Annotated in this window: 13 protein-coding genes, 1 tRNA gene and 1 pseudogene; 6 read left to right on the forward strand and 9 right to left on the reverse strand. The window is 64.5% G+C overall.

Annotated features, from left to right (window positions below; genetic code table 11):
* Positions 1 to 153 precede the first annotated feature (153 nt).
* Positions 154 to 2973, forward strand: a complete 2820-nt coding sequence (locus ACRECX_RS12085; protein WP_431559083.1) for a helicase-related protein — start codon at positions 154 to 156, stop codon at positions 2971 to 2973.
* A gap of 10 nt (positions 2974 to 2983) precedes the next feature.
* Complete coding sequence (locus ACRECX_RS12090; protein ID WP_431559084.1) at positions 2984 to 3346, forward strand: RNA-binding S4 domain-containing protein; 363 nt, start codon at positions 2984 to 2986, stop codon at positions 3344 to 3346.
* Positions 3347 to 3363: 17 nt separating this feature from the next.
* Here the strand turns inward: ACRECX_RS12090 and ACRECX_RS12095 are convergent, their stop codons facing one another.
* The gene (locus tag ACRECX_RS12095) at positions 3364 to 5646 is read right to left on the reverse strand and encodes a putative bifunctional diguanylate cyclase/phosphodiesterase (RefSeq protein WP_431559085.1); all 2283 of its coding nucleotides are present in this window, start codon (positions 5644 to 5646) and stop codon (positions 3364 to 3366) included.
* Between the two features lie 460 nt (positions 5647 to 6106).
* Here ACRECX_RS12095 and fdxA point away from each other — a divergent pair, with 460 nt between their 5' ends.
* The gene (fdxA, locus tag ACRECX_RS12100) at positions 6107 to 6445 is read left to right on the forward strand and encodes a ferredoxin FdxA (RefSeq protein ID WP_431559086.1); all 339 of its coding nucleotides are present in this window, start codon (positions 6107 to 6109) and stop codon (positions 6443 to 6445) included.
* Between the two features lie 368 nt (positions 6446 to 6813).
* Positions 6814 to 7374, forward strand: a pseudogene (locus ACRECX_RS12105) (CarD family transcriptional regulator); the annotation flags it as partial.
* 66 nt (positions 7375 to 7440) lie between these two features.
* On the opposite strand, the gene ACRECX_RS12110 reads toward ACRECX_RS12105, so the two are convergent.
* The 4 genes from ACRECX_RS12110 to ACRECX_RS12125 all read right to left on the reverse strand — a co-directional run bounded on the left by ACRECX_RS12110 (position 7441) and on the right by ACRECX_RS12125 (position 14371).
* A complete protein-coding gene (locus ACRECX_RS12110) occupies positions 7441 to 8262 on the reverse strand; it encodes a thermonuclease family protein (RefSeq protein ID WP_431559087.1) in 822 nt (273 codons plus the stop codon).
* Positions 8263 to 8282: 20 nt separating this feature from the next.
* Positions 8283 to 9314 (reverse strand): adenylate/guanylate cyclase domain-containing protein, encoded by a 1032-nt coding sequence (locus tag ACRECX_RS12115; RefSeq protein WP_431559088.1) that lies wholly within the window; start codon positions 9312 to 9314, stop codon positions 8283 to 8285.
* Complete coding sequence (locus ACRECX_RS12120; RefSeq protein WP_431559089.1) at positions 9311 to 13465, reverse strand: response regulator; 4155 nt, start codon at positions 13463 to 13465, stop codon at positions 9311 to 9313. The genes ACRECX_RS12115 and ACRECX_RS12120 overlap by 4 nt, the downstream gene beginning before the upstream one ends.
* A 198-nt stretch (positions 13466 to 13663) precedes the next feature.
* Positions 13664 to 14371, reverse strand: a complete 708-nt coding sequence (locus ACRECX_RS12125) for a M48 family metalloprotease (RefSeq protein ID WP_431559090.1) — start codon at positions 14369 to 14371, stop codon at positions 13664 to 13666.
* 169 nt (positions 14372 to 14540) lie between these two features.
* Here ACRECX_RS12125 and ACRECX_RS12130 point away from each other — a divergent pair.
* Positions 14541 to 14617: transfer RNA gene (locus ACRECX_RS12130), tRNA-Arg, on the forward strand.
* Between the two features lie 195 nt (positions 14618 to 14812).
* Here the strand turns inward: ACRECX_RS12130 and ACRECX_RS12135 are convergent.
* From ACRECX_RS12135 to ACRECX_RS12150, 4 genes are all read right to left on the reverse strand, one after another.
* Positions 14813 to 15682: a hypothetical protein gene (locus ACRECX_RS12135; protein WP_431559091.1), complete on the reverse strand. Its 870-nt coding sequence runs from the start codon at positions 15680 to 15682 to the stop codon at positions 14813 to 14815.
* A gap of 195 nt (positions 15683 to 15877) precedes the next feature.
* Positions 15878 to 16072, reverse strand: a complete 195-nt coding sequence (locus tag ACRECX_RS12140; protein WP_431559092.1) for a hypothetical protein — start codon at positions 16070 to 16072, stop codon at positions 15878 to 15880.
* A gap of 181 nt (positions 16073 to 16253) precedes the next feature.
* The gene (locus ACRECX_RS12145; protein ID WP_431559093.1) at positions 16254 to 16454 is read right to left on the reverse strand and encodes a hypothetical protein; all 201 of its coding nucleotides are present in this window, start codon (positions 16452 to 16454) and stop codon (positions 16254 to 16256) included.
* A complete protein-coding gene (locus tag ACRECX_RS12150) occupies positions 16451 to 16933 on the reverse strand; it encodes a hypothetical protein (RefSeq protein ID WP_431559094.1) in 483 nt (160 codons plus the stop codon). The genes ACRECX_RS12145 and ACRECX_RS12150 overlap by 4 nt, the downstream gene beginning before the upstream one ends.
* 24 nt (positions 16934 to 16957) lie before the next feature.
* Here ACRECX_RS12150 and ACRECX_RS12155 point away from each other — a divergent pair, with 24 nt between their 5' ends.
* Positions 16958 to 17458 carry a hypothetical protein gene (locus ACRECX_RS12155; protein WP_431559095.1) on the forward strand — a complete coding sequence of 167 codons (501 nt, stop codon included), beginning with the start codon at positions 16958 to 16960 and terminating at the stop codon, positions 17456 to 17458.
* Positions 17459 to 17606 lie beyond the last annotated feature (148 nt).

Here is a 17606-nt window from a genome sequence, read left to right on the forward strand (position 1 = left end):
TGGAGTCGCCATACGCGCGGGCCCGCATCGGCTTAAGGCCCGTGTGCCATTTTGAAGCGGAACGAAATCCGAATGGGCGGAGTCAGCGATTCGGACGATGTTCGTTCTTCCCCCGTTCCGCGCGGACGAGAGTGACGCCGAGAACTGCGTAGTATGACCCGGTCCTTTTCCCCGCAATCCACAGACCTCGCCAAGGGGCGCGGCGTCACCGCCGTCCTCGGGCCGACCAATACAGGCAAGACCCACCTGGCCATCGAGCGGATGCTCGCCCACGAAGTGGGCGTGATCGGCCTCCCGCTCAGGCTTTTGGCGCGCGAGGTCTACGACAAGATTGTCGCCCGCATGGGACAGGCCCAGGTCGCCCTCATTACCGGCGAGGAGAAGATCAAGCCACCCTCTCCGCGCTTCTATGTCTGCACGGTCGAGGCCATGCCGCTCGACCTCGAGGCCGACTTCCTCGCCGTGGACGAGATCCAGCTCGCCGCCGACGCCGAGCGCGGCCATGTGTTCACCGATCGTCTGTTCCATGCGCGCGGGCTCGAGGAGACCTTGTTACTCGGCGCCGCGACCATGCGCGACGCCATTCGCGAGCTGCTCCCGGGCGCCCATCTCGTTTCGCGGCCGCGCCTATCGAAACTGAGCTATGCCGGCGACAAGAAGATCACGCGTCTGCCGCGCCGCTCGGCCATCGTCGCGTTCTCAGTCAACGACGTCTACGCCATCGCCGAGCTGGTGCGGCGGCAGCGCGGCGGCGCCGCGGTCGTGCTCGGCGCGCTCAGCCCGCGCACCCGCAACGCGCAAGTTGAGCTTTACCAGAACGGCGACGTCGACTTTCTCGTGGCGACCGACGCCATCGGCATGGGTCTCAACCTCGATCTTGACCATGTGGCGTTTGCCGGCATCCGCAAATTCGATGGCCAGACGCACCGCAATCTGACCCCGGCGGAGATCGGCCAGATTGCCGGCCGCGCCGGGCGCCACATGAACGACGGCACCTTCGGCGTGACCGGCCAGGTGGCGCCCTTCGAGCCCGAAATCGTCGACCGGCTGGAAAGTCACAGCTTCGATCAGGTCGGCGTGTTGCAATGGCGCAATCGCAAGCTCGATTTCGGCTCGATCGAGGCCCTCAAGGACAGTTTGCGGGAGACGCCGAACCATCGGCGCCTTACCCGCTCCCGCATGGTCGACGACGTCATCGCGCTTGAGAATGTCAGCCAGGACGAGGCCGTGCGCGACTTGGCGCGGGCGCCTGCGGCAGTCGGCCTTCTCTGGGAGATGTGCCAGATCCCCGACTACCGCAAGATCTCGGCAATCAGCCACGCCGAACTCGCCGCGACTCTCTATCGCTTCGTCATGAGCGACGAAGGCAAGATCCCGGAGGACTGGTTCGCTCATCAGGTGGCGCTCGCCGACCGCACCGACGGCGACCTCGATACCTTGTCGAACCGGCTCGCGCAGATTCGCACCTGGACCTTCGTCTCCCACCGGCCGCAATGGCTGCACGATCCGCAGCATTGGCAGGAGCGCACACGCGCAATCGAGGATACGCTGTCGGACGCCCTGCACGAGCGTCTCACGCAGCGCTTCGTCGACCGCCGCACCAGCGTGCTCATGCGCCGGCTGCGCGACAAGGAGGAGATGATGGCCGAGATCAGCCCTGACGGCCGGATCCTGGTCGAGAACCACTATGTCGGCCGCCTCGACGGCTTCCGCTTCACGCCTGACACTTCGGGCGATGGCATTCATGGCAGGGCCGCGCGCCACGCCGCCGCCAAGGTGCTGGCGAGCGAGCTTGCCGCCCGCGCCGAGGCGCTCGCTTTCGCCCCTGACGCGGCCATCACCCTTAGTCCCAACGGGCGAATCGTGTGGCGGGGATCGGATATTGGCCGCCTCGAGCGGGGCGAGACGGCGCTGAAGCCCCGGCTACAACTCCTTGCCGACGAGCATCTTGCCCCACCCGACGCGGAACGCGTTATGAGCCGTCTCGATGCGTGGCTCGCCGCTCATCTTGAGGAAAAACTCAAGCCGCTGGTCGCGCTCAGCCAAGCATCGGATCTCACCGGTCTGTCCCGTGGTCTCGCTTTCAGGTTGATCGAGAATCTCGGCGTGCTCCGCCGCGAGACCGCCTCGGCGGAGATCAAGGCGCTCGACCAAACCGCCCGATCCCAGCTCCGCAAGTACGGCGTTCGCTTCGGCGCGTTCAATCTCTACTTCCCGGCGCTGCTCAAGCCTGCCGCGGCAGAACTCCTGCTCTTGCTCTGGGCGCTTCATGGAGGCGAGGCTCACGGCCTTGGCGCTGACGGACTCCCCGATAGGCCGCGGCAAGGCCTGACCTCGGTGCCCGCGGACAAGTCGATTCCCGAGCCCTATTGGCGCGCCGCCGGCTTCCATGTCGCCGGGAACCGCGCCGTGCGGATCGACATGCTGGAGCGGCTTTCCGATCTCATCCGCGCTCGGGTCACCTGGCGCACGTCCGGGGACGGCGCGTCGGCGCCGGCAGGCGCGACCGGCGACGGCGGCTTTCGCGCCGTGCCTGAACTCATGTCCATGGTCGGTTGCTCGGGCGATGAGTTCGCCTCGATCCTCCGCGCGCTGGGGTTCAGGCTCGAACGCCGGCGGTTGGAGGGCGGCAACGGCGCGGGCCGGCCTGCCGAGACCATGGCCCAGGCAGCGGGCGCCGGCGACGAGGCGGTGAGCGATGAGGTCGAGCCGCCCCAGGCGTCCGAGCCCGCCTTCGACGAGATCTGGCGCCCAGGCAGGCGCAAAGAGGCTCGCCATGCCAACCGGCCCAATGCCAAGCCGGCCCACAAGGATCGGCCCAAGTCGGCCAAGCGCCCCCCGCGCGCTCAAAACCAAGGCAAGGGGCAAACGCGGCGCGACCGGGCGGACACGGTTTCCGAGCATTCGCCCTTCGCCGCGCTGAAGGAGCTGCGCGACGCGCTCGCCGCCCGCCGCCGGCCAGAGCAAGGCTGACGCCCGATCCATGCTCGAGCAGCGCCTCGACAAGTGGCTGTGGTGCGCGCGGCTCACCAAGACCCGTTCCGGCGCCGCGCGTCTCATCGCCGACGGCAAGGTGCGCATCAACGGCGAACGTGTGCTGAAGCCGAGCCGGCTCGTTCATGACGGCGACGTGGTGACCGCCGCCAATCTCGGGCGCCTGTCGGTGGTGCGCGTCCTCGGCATGGCCGACCGGCGCGGATCGCCGAGCGTGGCGCAAGCCCTCTACGAAGATCTCACGCCAAAGGTTGCCATGCCGGAGAACCCTGGGGCGCTCTCGCGGCTTGGCAAGCGCCCGACCAAGCGGGACCGCCGCCGCCTGGATGTGTTTCGCAGTCGCGATGCTTAGCTTTGGAAGGGAACAGCCTAGGCAGCCGAGGTGAACCGCCGCGGCGGCGTCGAAGCCGACGCTGGCTCGATCCGTCCTTCACGTAGGAGCACCGTGGCCTGGTCCGCCTTCACCGGCCGGCTGAAATAATAGCCTTGCCCTTGCTCGCAGCCGGCACCGATCAGGAACCGCATCTGCGCTTCGGTCTCGACCCCTTCGGCGATCACATCGAGGCCGAGCTCATGCGCCAGCCTGATCGCGGCGCGCACCACAGCGGCGTTTCTGTAGTCCACGGTGACGCGGAACACGAATTCCTGCGCGAGTTTTAGCCGGTTCACCGGGTAAGTGGTCAGATACTTGAGTGACGAATACCCCGTGCCGAAATCGTCGATGGCGATCTTGGTCCCCAGCCGGCGCAAGTTCTCCAGCGTGGTATGCCGCTGCGTTGCTTCCATGAGCACGGACTCGGTCAGCTCAAGCTCGATATCGGCCGGATTGATGTTCCACTTCACGAGGCTCGCTTCGATCTCGTGCTCAAGGTCGGATGCGCTCTTGAGCTGTACCCCTGACACGTTGACCGCAAGCACCTGCGGCGCGATTCCCTCGGTATGCCAAGCCTTCAGCTGGCGGCAAGCCTCGTCGAAAATCCAGTTTCCGAGCGGCAACACCGCTCCGGTCCTCTCGGCAATGGGAATGAACGAGGCCGGCGCCAAGAGCCCACGCGCCCTGTGGTTCCAACGCACCAAGGCCTCAAGTCCCGTCACCCGTCCCGTCGCGAGCTCGACCTGCGGCTGGTAGTAGAGCTCAAGCTCGCCATTCTCCATCGCGGCCCTCAGCTCGTCGGCGACGCGCACCCGTTCATGCACCTGCCGGTCGAGGTCCTGGCTGTGGAAACGGTAGCAGTTGCGCCCTTCGTCTTTGGCGCCGTAGAGCGCGAGGTCCGCCTGGACCATCATCGCCTCCGGTCCGGCTATGTCGCGCGAGAACAGCGCAATGCCAATGCTGGAGGTGACGGAGATCTTATGGCCGTCGATCGTGAAAGGCTCGGCGAGCACCTCGCCGACTCTTGCTGCGAGCGTGCCCGCCTCCGTCGTGTCGGCCACATTGTTCGCAAGGATGGCAAACTCGTCGCCGCCAAACCTCGCGACCAAGTCCCCTTCCCGCACGGTCCGCTTCAATCTCTCCACAATGCGCTTCAGCAACTCGTCGCCCATGGCGTGGCCAAGGGTGTCGTTCACGTCCTTGAAGTCGTCCACGTCGAGGTAAAGCACCGCGAAGGGTGGAGCGCCGCGCAGGCTCGCCGCGAATGCCATGTTGAGCCGCTTCATGAAGGCGCGGCGGTTGGCGAGCGTCGTGAGGATGTCGGTTTGGGCAAGTTCGAGGATTCGGTGGTTCGCCGACTCGAGCCGCAAGGCGTGGCGGAGCGACGCCCACATATAGGTCAGCACGGCGCCGAAGACCAAAAGGACCAAGGCGGAAACGAGCCAGGCACGATAGTGGCTGGTCAGGCCCCAGTCCGCAGGAGTCACCACGACATCCCAAGAGGCATCACCCGCCTTGAGCGGCAGCGACGCCCAATAAGGCCGGTTCCCGAGCGATGCCCTAGTCGTCGGAACGCTCGTCCCGTCAAATGATGTCACCCGCTCATAGATCGGCGCCGCGTCCGCGCCGGCAGAGGCGGAGTAGATGTAGATATCGACGTTCCGCGCCAGGGTTGCCTTGTCGAGGATGGCGTTAAAAACCGTGCCGGTTTGGAAGGCCCCAGCGACCACGCCCTCAAGATTCCGGCGCGTGACGATACTGTCGTGTGGCAGCCCCCTCCGATACACGGGCAGGAAGGCAATAAACCCATGGCGTTCGCCACCGATCGGATTGCGCAGCTGAATGTCCTGGGCCGTCGCCATGGCATCCTCATCCCTCGCCCGGCGAATGGCCTGTCCGCGCACGCGCTCCGAATGGAGGTCCGTGCCGAGCGTCGCGGTCCGTGCGTGTGAGACCGTGGAATAGAGGATCGGAAAATACTCCATGCGTACCGGCGAATCGTAGACGGGGCCGGTCATCGCCCACGTCTTGATTGCAAAGTCATCGATGCCGCTTTTCCTTACTCCGAGCTCGAAGTCAGCGCGCTCCTCACCGGTCACGCGGGCGCACCACACGAGCCGCATGGTGTTGCCGTATCCTTGGAGGATTTGCCGCGTGAAGCGCTCGAATTCGGTCGCATCGACATCTTCGGAAGCGTCGTAGAAGGCGCGCACCGCTCGGATCTTGTCGAGATACTCGTTCAGCCCGGTTTGCAGGACGGTGGCATAATCGCCAGCCACGGCATTGAACTTCGCATGAAGGCAGCCACGGCTACCACAATCCCGAGACAAGCGACCGCGAGCAGCGGCCAAGCATGCCTGATCGGCTGCCACCTGCTCCTCGCCTCTGGTAGATCCTGCATGCGTGAGCAGTCCCTCTCAGACGTATGACGTCTCCGGCAGCCAAGGGCCCGAATGTCCGAGCCAAGCCCGTGGCTCGATCGCTGTGTGACGGTTTCTTGTCGACACTGGCAGGTGCCCACAAATTGGTTGACGCGGGCTTAGAGTCGGCGCGGAAATTCAACCTAAAGGTGGCGGTCACAACGGGTAATCGGTGCCAAGAACCCACGCTTTCCGGGCATGGCGCCGCCTTGTGCTGCTGACGCGATTGTTATAGGCAGGGCGCTCCCCGGGGCTCATCGAACGGCCCGCGAATACCTGGAACGACCGGCTGGGCAGAGCCCGAAAGTATGTGGGAGCGATGACCTACGTCGTCACCGAAGTCTGCATCAAGTGCAAGTATACCGACTGCGTCGAGGTCTGCCCCGTGGACTGCTTCTACGAGGGCGCCAACATGCTCGTCATCCATCCCGACGAGTGTATCGATTGCGGCGTCTGCGAGCCGGAGTGCCCGGTCGACGCCATCAAGCCGGACACCGAGCCCGGGCTCGATAAATGGCTCGAGGTCAACCGGCAATATTCGGAAACGTGGCCGAACATCACGACCAAGAAGCCGGCGCCTCCCGACGCCGACGCCTTTGTGGCTGAACCCGACAAGTTCGAGAAGTACTTCACGACCGATCCCGGCGAAGGCGATTGAGGCCAATCAAGGGTTAAGCGTTAACCCTATGGTCAAAATGTCGCATGTTGCGGCGCAAAAAGGGCCGTGCTGCGACACGGGATGGCTTCCAGATTCACTAAGATTGTGTTATCTTGTCGGCGAAATGGCGCAGACTGTAGGCGCGTGAAGCACTCAGAGAGGCGACGCCGTTTTGGCGCGCTTTTTTTTCCGGCTTGAGGGAGTTGGCGCGATCAGAGCCCCTGATCGACCGCTTATTTTTTGCCCCACGGCCCGTTGAGAGACGGGCAGCCAGCAGAGCGGAGCTGGTACGAAGTCGAGGGCTAGCTCAAGTCACCAAGGCTTCGGTGCACACAAAGAATTTTGACCAGTGAGGCGAGAGTATGCCTGAGAAGAAGAGACCACAGCAAAGACACGGTTTTCGGACGAACGAGTATATTGTTTATCCGGCGCACGGCGTCGGGCGCATCACGAGCATCGAAGAGCAAGAAATTGCTGGTGCGAAGCTTGAGCTGTTCGTCATCAATTTCGACAAGGACAAGATGACGCTTAGAGTGCCGACGTCTAAGCTTGACAGCGTCGGCATGCGCAAGCTCTCCGAAGAGAAGATCGTAAAGAAGGCGCTCACCACGCTCAAGGGCAAGGCGCGCGTGAAGCGCACCATGTGGTCCCGGCGCGCCCAGGAGTACGAGGCCAAGATCAACTCCGGCGACCTCATCTCGATCGCCGAGGTGGTGCGCGACCTCTACCGCTCCGAGGCCCAGCCCGAGCAGTCCTACTCCGAGCGCCAGCTCTACGAAGCAGCCCTCGACCGCATGGCGCGTGAGCTCGCCGCCGTCGAGAAGATGGACGAGGCAAGCGCCGTCGCCAAGATCGACGACGTTCTCGCCAAGTCGGCCCGCCACGCCAAGATGGCCGCCGACGAGGCAACCCGCGGCAGAGCCGCCTAGCGCAGCTGACAGTCCTGAACTGATGGTCATGGCCGGGCTTATTCCGGCCATTTCCGTTTGACGGGGTCAGAGTCCGGGCGGAGTCGGCGTCAGCACCTCGATCTGCTCGGGATGCGTAGCCTCGATCATCGGACCGTTCCGCCACTGCACCCATCCCCGCGCCCGGATTCGCTTGCCCGCCAGCGCATGGAGGTCCACACCCGCCGCCTCGAACAGGTCCGCGTCCTTGCGGTCGACGCTGACGGTGAAATCGCGCCGCCAGTCGGGAGCGAAGTTGAGATAGATCCACTGGCGCCCCTGCCCCACGGCATGAACCGTGCCCTCGACCAATTGGTAGGTTTGGGTCAGCCGTCCCAGACGCTCCACATCGGTGGCGTCTTGCACGCGGTACGCCCACGAGCCCCAGATCCCGGTCCTGGCCGCGCGCGCCTTGGCCTCGCTGTCGAGTAGTTCTTCAGCGCAAGCGCGCGCATCGGCGAAGGAATAGACCCGGGCGAAGCCGCCGGCCACGAGCGCCTCTTGCACCCATTGCCGCGCATCGCCTCGCACCACGAAGACCTGAGCGAGGAGATGGCCGTGACGGTCGTCCCGCCGCGCGTCGAAACGAAGCTCGACCGCGGCGCCTGACGCAAGCCGCGCCAAGGCTTCCCTCGCCTCCTCAACGAACGGCCAAGGATCCTCGCCGCGCCAACCGAGGGGCGGCGACGGCGCCTTAACGCCGATCAGCCTGACTTTGCGCCCATCGGTGAGGATCAACGTCTGGCCATCCTCGACCGATGCAACCGTGGCACTCTCAAATTCCGGCAGCTCGCAGGCGAGGGCTCGCGGCACGGCGGCAAGGACTCCGCCGAGGAGGCAAATCCACAGATATCTATGGGTTGAGCGCATGGTCCCCTTGCCAAGGGCGGCTATGACGCATGCGTCGTGATGCCGAAAATGGCGATGGTGCCTTTACCCTTGATCTCGATCTCGCCAAGCGCCTCGCCGTCGAAGCCGTCGGAGGACAATTGCTCCCAGATCTCGCGCGTGGCGGCGACGCTGCCCGGCGCGCTCATGCCGACCATGCGGGCGGCGATGTTGACGGTGTCTCCCCAGATATCGAACTGATACCGCTCCTGGCCCACGACCCCGGCCACCACCGGTCCGGCATGCACGCCGACCCTGACCTCCCAACCGAGATGCGCGTCGATCAGGGTCGAAGCCATCTCCAGGCCGCAGCGCACGGCCGAACCGATCGGATTATCGACTTCTTGCAAGAGCCCTGCGGCCGCCATGAACCCGTCGCCAATAGTCTTGATCTTCTCCAGCCCATGCTTGGCCGTGACCCGCTCGAAGATGACGAACAGCGCATCGAGACGCGACACCACGTCCTCCGGCTCGTGGACATCGCAATAGGCCGTGAAGTTGGTTACGTCGCAGAACAGCACGGCGACGTTCTCATAGCGGCGCGGAATCACCGTGCCAATGCTGCGGATCTCGTCCGCGGCCTTTTTTGGCAGCAGTGCATGCAGCAGCTGGTCCGCTTGTTTGCGTGCCTCGCGCGCCTCGGTCAGCGCTTCCTGAAGAGCCAGCTGCGTCCTCACCCGCGCCATCACGATGGGCGCGGAAAACGGCTTATGGATGTAGTCTACGGCGCCGACGTCGAAGCCCTTCTCCTCGTCGACTTCTTCGGTCTTGGCCGTGAGAAAAATGATCGGAATGTCCCGAGTAGCCGGACTGTCCTTGAGCCGGCGGCAGACCTCGAAGCCATCCATGCCCGGCATCATGACGTCGAGCAGGATCAGGTCCGGCTTCTCGGCGCCGTTGGCGATCGCCAGGGCCTTCTCGCCATTGGTCGCGACCTTGGTTCGAAACGAGTCCTTCAACACGCCGGAGACCACCGCCACGTTGGTCGGCGTGTCGTCGACGATAAGCACAAGCTTGCGGCCCGACTCGGTCATTGTTCACCCTCGAGATCGAGTGACAGGCGCGAGGCGATACCCGATAGGCACGTGAGAGCCGCCTCGAAGTCGAAATTTCCGACCCGGTCGGAGAGCGCCTTGACCTCCGCCGAAGTCAGCACGCCCGCGAGCCGCGGCTTGGCGTCGATGATGAAGTCTGCGGCTTCTCCATCGTCGTTTTCCAAGAGCTGCTTGAGCCGGGCGAGCGGCTCAACGACCGATGCCGGATCGCGGGGCTTATTCTTGCCGTTGCCGGAGCCGTCATCAGGGAAGGCGGCTAGAATGCTCCTGATCACTGGTTTGAGGGAGAGCGCCAGAGTTTCAAGCGCCTTCTCGACGCCCTTCCCCGTCCGGACGGCAATCTCCGCTTCCGCCGCCGCCGCAGACAGCGCCCCGGCACCCAACGTAGCGGCGGCACCCTTCAACGAGTGCGCCGCGCGCTCGGCCGTGGCGGCGTCGCCATCGGACAGCGCCAGGCGCATGGCTTCGACCGCGCCGTCCTGGCGTTCGGCAAACTTGCGCAGCAGCGCCTCGTAACGGCTGCGCTTACCGCCCGTCAACCGAAGGCCGGCGGCGACGTCCACTCCTTTGAGCTGAAGACCATCTACTTTCTCGGCGTTCCGCGTCGCTCCGGCGGCGCCGTCCATCCTATTGCCGTCAAAGTCGCCACGACGGATCCAGCGCAACAGGACGCCAAAAAGTTGATGCGGGTCGATCGGCTTGGCGATGTGATCGTTCATGCCGACATCGAGGCACAGTTCGCGGTCCGACGCCATCGCGTTTGCCGTCATGGCGATAATCGGCAAATCATTGAAGCGCCGATTGGCCCGCAAGACACGCGTGGCCGCGACGCCATCCATCACCGGCATCTGCATGTCCATCAACACAACGTCGTAATCGTTCTTCTCGATCAGCTCGATCGCCACTTCGCCGTTCTCGGCCAGGTCGACGAAGACGTTGGCGTCCTCGAGCTGACCCATGGCGACTTCCTGGTTGATCTCGTTGTCCTCGACGAGGAGCACGCGCGCGCCGCGCAAGCGCTCGACGTCGAACGATGGGGCGGCCTGGGCCGCCTCGGTCCCTTCACGATCGCCGCCAAGGGCGACGACGGCCGTGTCGAACAGAATCGAGGACGTGACCGGCTTGATGAGAACGTTCTCGAAGCCGCACTCCTCGGCCTGTTTCAACACCTCTTCGCGTCCATATGCCGTCACCATGATCAGATGTGGGGGCGTGGCGAGATCGGGCAATTTGCGGATACGCTTGCCGGTTTCGATGCCGTCGAGGCCCGGCATCTGCCAGTCGATGAACGCAATCTCGTACTGCTCGCCGAACTGGTTGGCTTGACGGAGCATCTCGAGCGCCTCCTCGCCGGAGGCCGCCTCGTCTGCCGTGAAGGTCATGTTGGTGAGCATGTTGGCCAGCACGGCGCGGGCGTGCGAGTTGTCGTCGATGACGATCACGCGCCGGCCGCGCAGGTCCGATTGGAGCAGCCGTGGGCGCGCCACGGCGGAACCTTTGGCCAGCCGCGCGGTGAACCGGAACACGCTACCCCGGCCGAGTTCGCTTTCGACTTCGACGGTACCACCCATGAGCTCGGTCAACTGCTTGGAGATAGCGAGCCCGAGACCCGTGCCGCCGTACCGGCGCGTGGTCGAGGCATCGGCCTGCTCAAATGCCTGAAACAAGCGGTCGACCTGATCCTTGGTCATGCCAATGCCGGTGTCCCTCACCGAGAACTCGACTAGCTGGGTGTCGGCTGAGTCCTCCAGCGCCCGGACCTGGACGGAGATTTCGCCATTCTCGGTGAACTTCACGGCGTTGCTGCAAAAATTGATGAGGATCTGTCCGAGCCGGAGTGGATCGCCCTTGAAATGAGCCGAAACTACCGGCTCGACATCGAAGATCAGCTCGAGTCCCTTGGCCGAGGCCTTTTCGCTCATCAGATTGCCGACGTTTTCCAGCACCTTGTCGAGATCGAAATCGATATGCTCGATCGACAGCTTGCCCGCCTCGATCTTCGAGAAATCCAGGACGTCGTTGATGATGCCGAGCAGGTGCTGGCCGGAGCTCTTGATCTTGAGCACGTAGTCGCGCTGGCGCGGCGTGAGATCGGTCTTCAGCGCAAGGTGCGACAGGCCGATAATCGCGTTCATCGGCGTCCTGATCTCGTGGCTCATATTGGCGAGGAAGATGCTCTTGGCCTCGTTGGCCTCGAGCGCCGCCTCGGTCGCCTTGGCAAGCTCGACTTGCGAGGCCTGCAACGCCTGTTCGGCTTTCTTGCGCGCGTCGATGTCGCTCCACGAGCCGACCACTTCCACCGGCTGGCCGCCTTTGTCGCGGATGATATATTGCTCGTCACTCAGCCAACAATAAGTGCCGTGCTTGTCGAGGAACCGGTACTCGATGCGGTGATGGCCCTTTTTGAATACCTGGGCCTGTTGCGCCTCGACCTGGGGAAAGTCTTCCGGATGCACGTGAACTCGCCAAAAGTCGGCCCCCTCGAGATATTCGTCGGGCCGGTATCCCAAGAGGCGCTGAATGTTCGCGCTGACGAACGTCGGGGCATAATCGCCGCCGGCGCGGAAGCTGTAGATCACGACGGGAGCCGCCCCGAGCAGGAGGTCCAGCCGTTCGCGCGCCGTCTCGCGCGCGGATTCGGCCTCCTTGCGCTCGGTGATGTCGGTCCACGAGCCCACGATCTCCATGGGCTCGCCCTTGTCGTCACGCACCACCTGCTGCCGGTCGTGCACCCAAAAATAGGAACCGTCAGGGCGGCGGATACGATACTCGATCGAGCGCGTATCGTTCTCGAACATCACATCGACCCACGCATTGATGCGGGGAATGTCGTCCGGGTGCACGAAATTGCGCCACAGGTACGGCTCCGTGAGATATTCGTGCGGCGTGCAGCCGAACAGCCGGCTGATGCTGTCGCTCACGAAGGTCGGCTGGTAATCGCCTTTTGCGGAGCGGCAATAAATCACCGCGGGCGAGGCGTTGAGCAGGACCGACAGCCGCTTGTGCGCCGCGCGCTCGGCCTGCTCCTCGAGTTCCCGCTCGCGCGCCCTATCGAGCTCGCCCAGCATCGCGTCAAAGGCTCCGGCCAAGCGCCCAATCTCGTCGTTGCTCTGGTAGTTGACTCTGTGAGCGTAGTCTTTTGTCTCCTGAACTCGCCTTGCGACGCCCTCGAGCCGCCAGAGCGGACGCACGATGTGCCGGTGCGTCAGATATGCCAGCAGGATGCTGAGCGCCGTGAGGGCCACCATGATGAGAAGGCTGCGGTAAAGCCGGCCCATCAGACCATCAATGCGCTGGTTCAAGAGCCCGTCCAGCTCGGTAAGTCCGGCAGCCCAGGCGGCAAGCGTGTCCTCCGCAGCGCTCGTCCAAGTGGGTTCGAGCGTGGCGCGGTCAAGCGCGCCCGACTGCGCCAAACTCTCCTCTACATCTGCGAGATAGGCGGTAACGCTGGACAGCATCACGGCCATCAGCGGCTCCGTGCGTCGCCGCAAGGTTCCGCTCGGATTGCCCCGATAGGCGGACGCTGAGTTTTTCGCTATCTCCTGAGCGATGGACCGGGCCATCGCCGTGAGGGCAAAGAGCCGAGCCTTATCGCCCGGAGCCGTCGCCGATTCATAACTGCTCGCAACGCTCCGCAGCTCGCCGAGCCGAGCGAGCAGCCCAGGCATTTGCCGAACCAAGGTATCTTGCAGATAGTACGTGTCGAGTTCGGGATCGAGCGCGAGATTGGAATCGTCGCCGATACGCCGGATCAGGTCGCTGGATTTTTCCAGCGCTTCGGCAACGAGGTTGGGTTGAGTCTCGCCCTTTGTCTGGTCCGACCAAAGCCGGCGAAGCATCGCCGCCAGCGACCGTTCAAGCTCCTTAGTCTGAAGCGACCCCCCGAACGATGCTTCGGCGTTGTCGAGTGACTCCACGATCGCCTCTGCGCGCTCAGGCGTGCCGGCGACGAGCGCGTCGTAGGTGCCCCGAAGGCTCTCCATGTAGCGGACGCCGACGAGTTCCTTGCTGGCAAAATCAATGGCGATGAGCTTTTCGGCGACGAGGCTATAGATCGCCACGGCAATAGCGACGACGAAGGCGCTGCAAAGCAGGAAGAGCTTCCTGCTGGTGCTGACGTCTCTCAACATGGCCTTAGCCCGCGCTCCGTCCCGGTCGGGGAGCCTAACGCCTTCGCGCTTCTGTGGAAACTGGCGGCGTTGAGGGTTGGCGGGGACTATCTGCAAAAAACAGGGCGAAAATCCGCCGCTGTCGCTGCTTGCGGCCAGACCCGGCCTCCCAGGGTGACGGCCGAATGCGCCTAGAAGGCCCCGCGGCCCGGTCCACCCCTAACTTCCTGACACCACGACGACATTGCCGATAATGACGATCAGCGACAGCACCACCTGCCAGAAGAAGGGCTTTGCCCTCAGTGACCCGGCGGTCGACTTGAGCTCGCGCAAGATGAGATAGCCGCCCATGCCGCGGCGGAACCAGCCGGTCGCGACGCCCTCCTGGTCGAAATGCTTCGCGCGCGAGAACGTGACGTAGATCATGTAGAGGATTTGCACGAGCATCCCCGCCATGGTCATGAGGATGAAGTCGCGATTGACGATGTGGCCGAGCTCGTGCGCGACGACGGCACGCTGCTCCTCCTCGTCAAGGAACTCGAAAATGCCTTGCGTCACGACGATGCGCGCATTCGAGCGCAGCAGCCCGTAGGTGAAGGCCGTCGGGTTGCGGTCGGGGATGAAGCCGATCCTTGGCGCCGAGAAGCGATACTCGTTCGCAACCTCGTGAGTCAGGGCATGAATTCCGGGATAGCGCTGCTTCACCGTGGCATCGTCGAGAAATTCCATCTTGTTGAACCAGCGCAGCGACCAGTCAGAGAGCCACGGGCTGATCAGCCAGATGACCAGGTTGATCACGACCGCGAGCGTGATCGCGAGACCGAGTTCGATCTCGCCGAACGCCACCATGGCGCCGAGCACCAAGCCGACGACCATGCCGAGGATCAGCCCGAAGGTGACGAGCGAGGCAAGGAACAGGCGTGCCAAGGGGTACCCCCCATCAGGATTTGGACGCGGAGCATAGCGGCAGCCGCAACCAAGCGCCTCTGGATTTCGCAGGCGAAAGAGAGGCCCTAGAGGCGGAGCTGGCCCTTGAAATGAGGGGCAAGATGGGAACACATAAGGACGCGACTCGTAGAGTCGCCACCACCTTTGAGACCCCGTAGCTCAGTAGGATAGAGCATCAGATTCCTAATCTGAGGGTCGCAGGTTCGAATCCTGCCGGGGTCACCAGGTTTTTCAAGGAGTTAGGCGGAAAATGGTCCGTGGGCGTTGGCGGTCACCTAATGCTCCACTAAATCCATCGTGAGACGGCCAGAGACACGCGAGGACGCGCGCTTCGCGGCTCCGCGCCCCTCCCTACTCCCCGGCAGCGAACCCGCGTCCTTGCGCGGCTCCCGGCGTCCTCGCGCGGTCCCACCGCGCCGCTCATTGATCGACTCTACGTTTGAACCTCGAGCTTAGCCACGAGCGGGCGCGATGAAGCTTGGTCGGCTTCTTCCTGAAACCTTGAAGCCAATCTTCGTACTGCTCGTGCGGCGGAATGAGGTCGTGGGCCTCCGCCTTTGACCAGTCGTGCGGCTTCAATTTTGGAACGCGGAGCCAGTACCGCCAAGCGTACCGGCGGCGCAGCTTCCTCTCGTGAGCCAGGAGATCGTCGGCCAGGGTACGGACGAAGAAGATGCAGTCGTCAGTCTGTTCAAATATCGCTTTTATGCTCACCCGAAACCTCTCATCGACGACGCCCCTCTCCGTCTGCAGGCCCAGGTATCTCTCGGCAAGCTGCCTCCCGGTCAGCGGCGGTGCGGCCGACTGAATCTCTGCGATCAGGGCGTTTCGGTACGCGATAGACTTCTCCAATCCATCGAACGCGCCGACGAACTCAACTGCGGCGACAAGCCCCCTGCCTCGGATGCGCATTTTTTCGAAGACGAGCTGCTCCAGCGTCTCGACCGATATCTTGGGTGGCGTGAGCGTTTGGAGGTCCGCATGGAGTTCAAACACCGGGGCGTCAGGCCCTCGCTGCCCCCGGCGCGCCACCACATGCCTCTGGTGCTCCTGCTCAACTTCGGCGAATCTATCGCGCATCGGCCGAACGTGCTGCTTCTTGAGCCCCAGCAGCCGGTTACAGAAAGCAAAGCAAAAGCCATGGGCGGCGCTGACGCTGTTCAGCTCCTCCACGACACTCCGCTTAGTCTGATACCGGCTCGCAATGATCTGAGCGCCGAGCGCACCGCCGAAGGCACCGAGAGCGCCAGCAACAAAGGTGTCCACATTGGAGGTAAGCAGTTCCAACATTTTCGCCGCTTCCGTGCTGCGCATGGATAACACGGGCGGGCGACGGGCCTAGACCCGGAATCGCAGGACTCGCGGAGATGGCCGGAGACCGGGGAGACCGGGGGGCTAGTGGGGGAAGTGACCGCCCCGGCCAGAACGGCCGTCTCCGTGGCTCTCCTGGCCTCTCCGGCGGTGGGGACATGCGCGGCAGCGGCGTCACCTGATCGGCGCGATCCCCATCCGGTTCCATGCTGCCCCGATTAAACTATGGAGGCGCTGCACGGTGAGCGGTCGGTCGAGGTGCGCGATGCGCGCCATGACGTAGTCGGCAAGCTCGGCGCGATCCGCGCGGGGTGTGCGCAGGAGCGCGTCGTCAAAGATGTTTTGCAGGTCATCACGTAGGACTGTCATCGCTCAAGGCACCGAGGAGAGATCGGGCGGCGGGCCCTGGGGTGGGTCCGCCGCCCTTCTCCTGCGAAGGAGTTGCCGGGGCGATTGCCAGCCCGCCCCGGCAGGTTGCGCGCTTTTAGACGGCGCCCGGGCGCGCGCCGGGCTGACGGGCGGCAGGAGTGGACCGCCCGCCGAAATCACGTCACGCGGCCCTCGCCCTGAGGTAGGCCCGGTGCTCGCCGGGCCACAGCTCCGCGGCGCGTGCCCGCGCCCAGGTCCGGTCGCGCCCGGTGGCGCTCATGACGGCATCGACGCGCCGCTCGAAGTCGGTCGGGAGGGGCTGGCGCGCGCCGCTGATGATCTCCTCGGCGCGGGCGATCTGGGCGTCGGTCAGGCCGGTCATGCCGCGCCTCCGTAGGCGTCGTGGTATTCGTCGGCGTACAACTCGCGCGCAATTGACATCGCCTCGTGGCGCGGGACGCCCCGGCGCTTGGCAATCAGCTCAACCTTGTCTTGGAACGCGAGCACGGCCTTGGTGACGAGCGGGCGCGGCGCCCTGGCGGACTCCTGCGCCTTGGCGATGGCCTCGCGCCCCTCGGCGCGGTGCCTCTCGACCAGGTCGGGGAACTCGCGCGCGGCGCGGCTCATCGCGACGTGACGCGGGCACCCCTCCGCCTTCGCGACGGCCGCGACGGCATCACTCAGTGTGTCGTATGACGCAATCTTGCTCAGCTGCATGTCGTCATCCTTTCGGTCATCTCGCTTCATCACGGTCATGAGCGCGTGCGCCTGAGCGGGGCGGTCGACCGCCGACAGCTCGTCAATCTTGAACTCGCGCATGATGCGCCGCTTCCTGTTCTGCTGAATGGTCATCGTCGTCATCGTATTCTCCTTGGATCAGCCCGCGTGCGAGTAGCCGCGCAAGCTCGCGCGCAGCTTCAACTCGTGCTCGGCGAGCATCCTGCTTCTCAGCGCGTCGTGACGGTGCTGGCGGGCGCGGCGGTGGTCGCCCTCGGCCTCGGCCCGCGACGCTGCGCGCCAGTGCACCTCGGCGAGCTCCCTGGTCCGCATGCGCACGATGGCGCGCTTGCGGTCGTCGGCGACGGCGGGTCGGGGCAGGTCGGACGCGATCTCAAGCCTGAGGACGGCGAGCTTGGTCCGCTCGGACAGCAACTCCTGAGCCTCGTAGTCGCGCGCGGCGGCGAGCCTGCGGTCGATGTCGGCGGCGCGCCGGTCAACGGCGGCGATCTCGGCGGCGATGGTCTGCCCCCACTCGCGGTCGGCGGCGCTCCGCGCGCGCTGCGCCCTGATGCGCGCCGCGTCAAGAATCCCCCGCCGTCGTTGAATGTCTGGGTTGCCATTCGTGCTCTCCTTCCTGCGATCAGTTTGCGGTCTCGCCCTCGCTGACGAGCCACGGCGGTCGCCCCGGCGACTTCCACGCCGCGTAGTCGCTGGCGTCGACCGGGCAGCCGAGCGGCCTGTCGCTGCCATCGAGCGCGCGCGGGCCGAGCACGAGCGGTCTGCGGCGCGGCACCTCCGGCGGCTCCTGCCCGCC

The organism is Methyloceanibacter sp., assembly GCF_050726195.1.
Taxonomy (GTDB): domain Bacteria; phylum Pseudomonadota; class Alphaproteobacteria; order Rhizobiales; family Methyloligellaceae; genus Methyloceanibacter.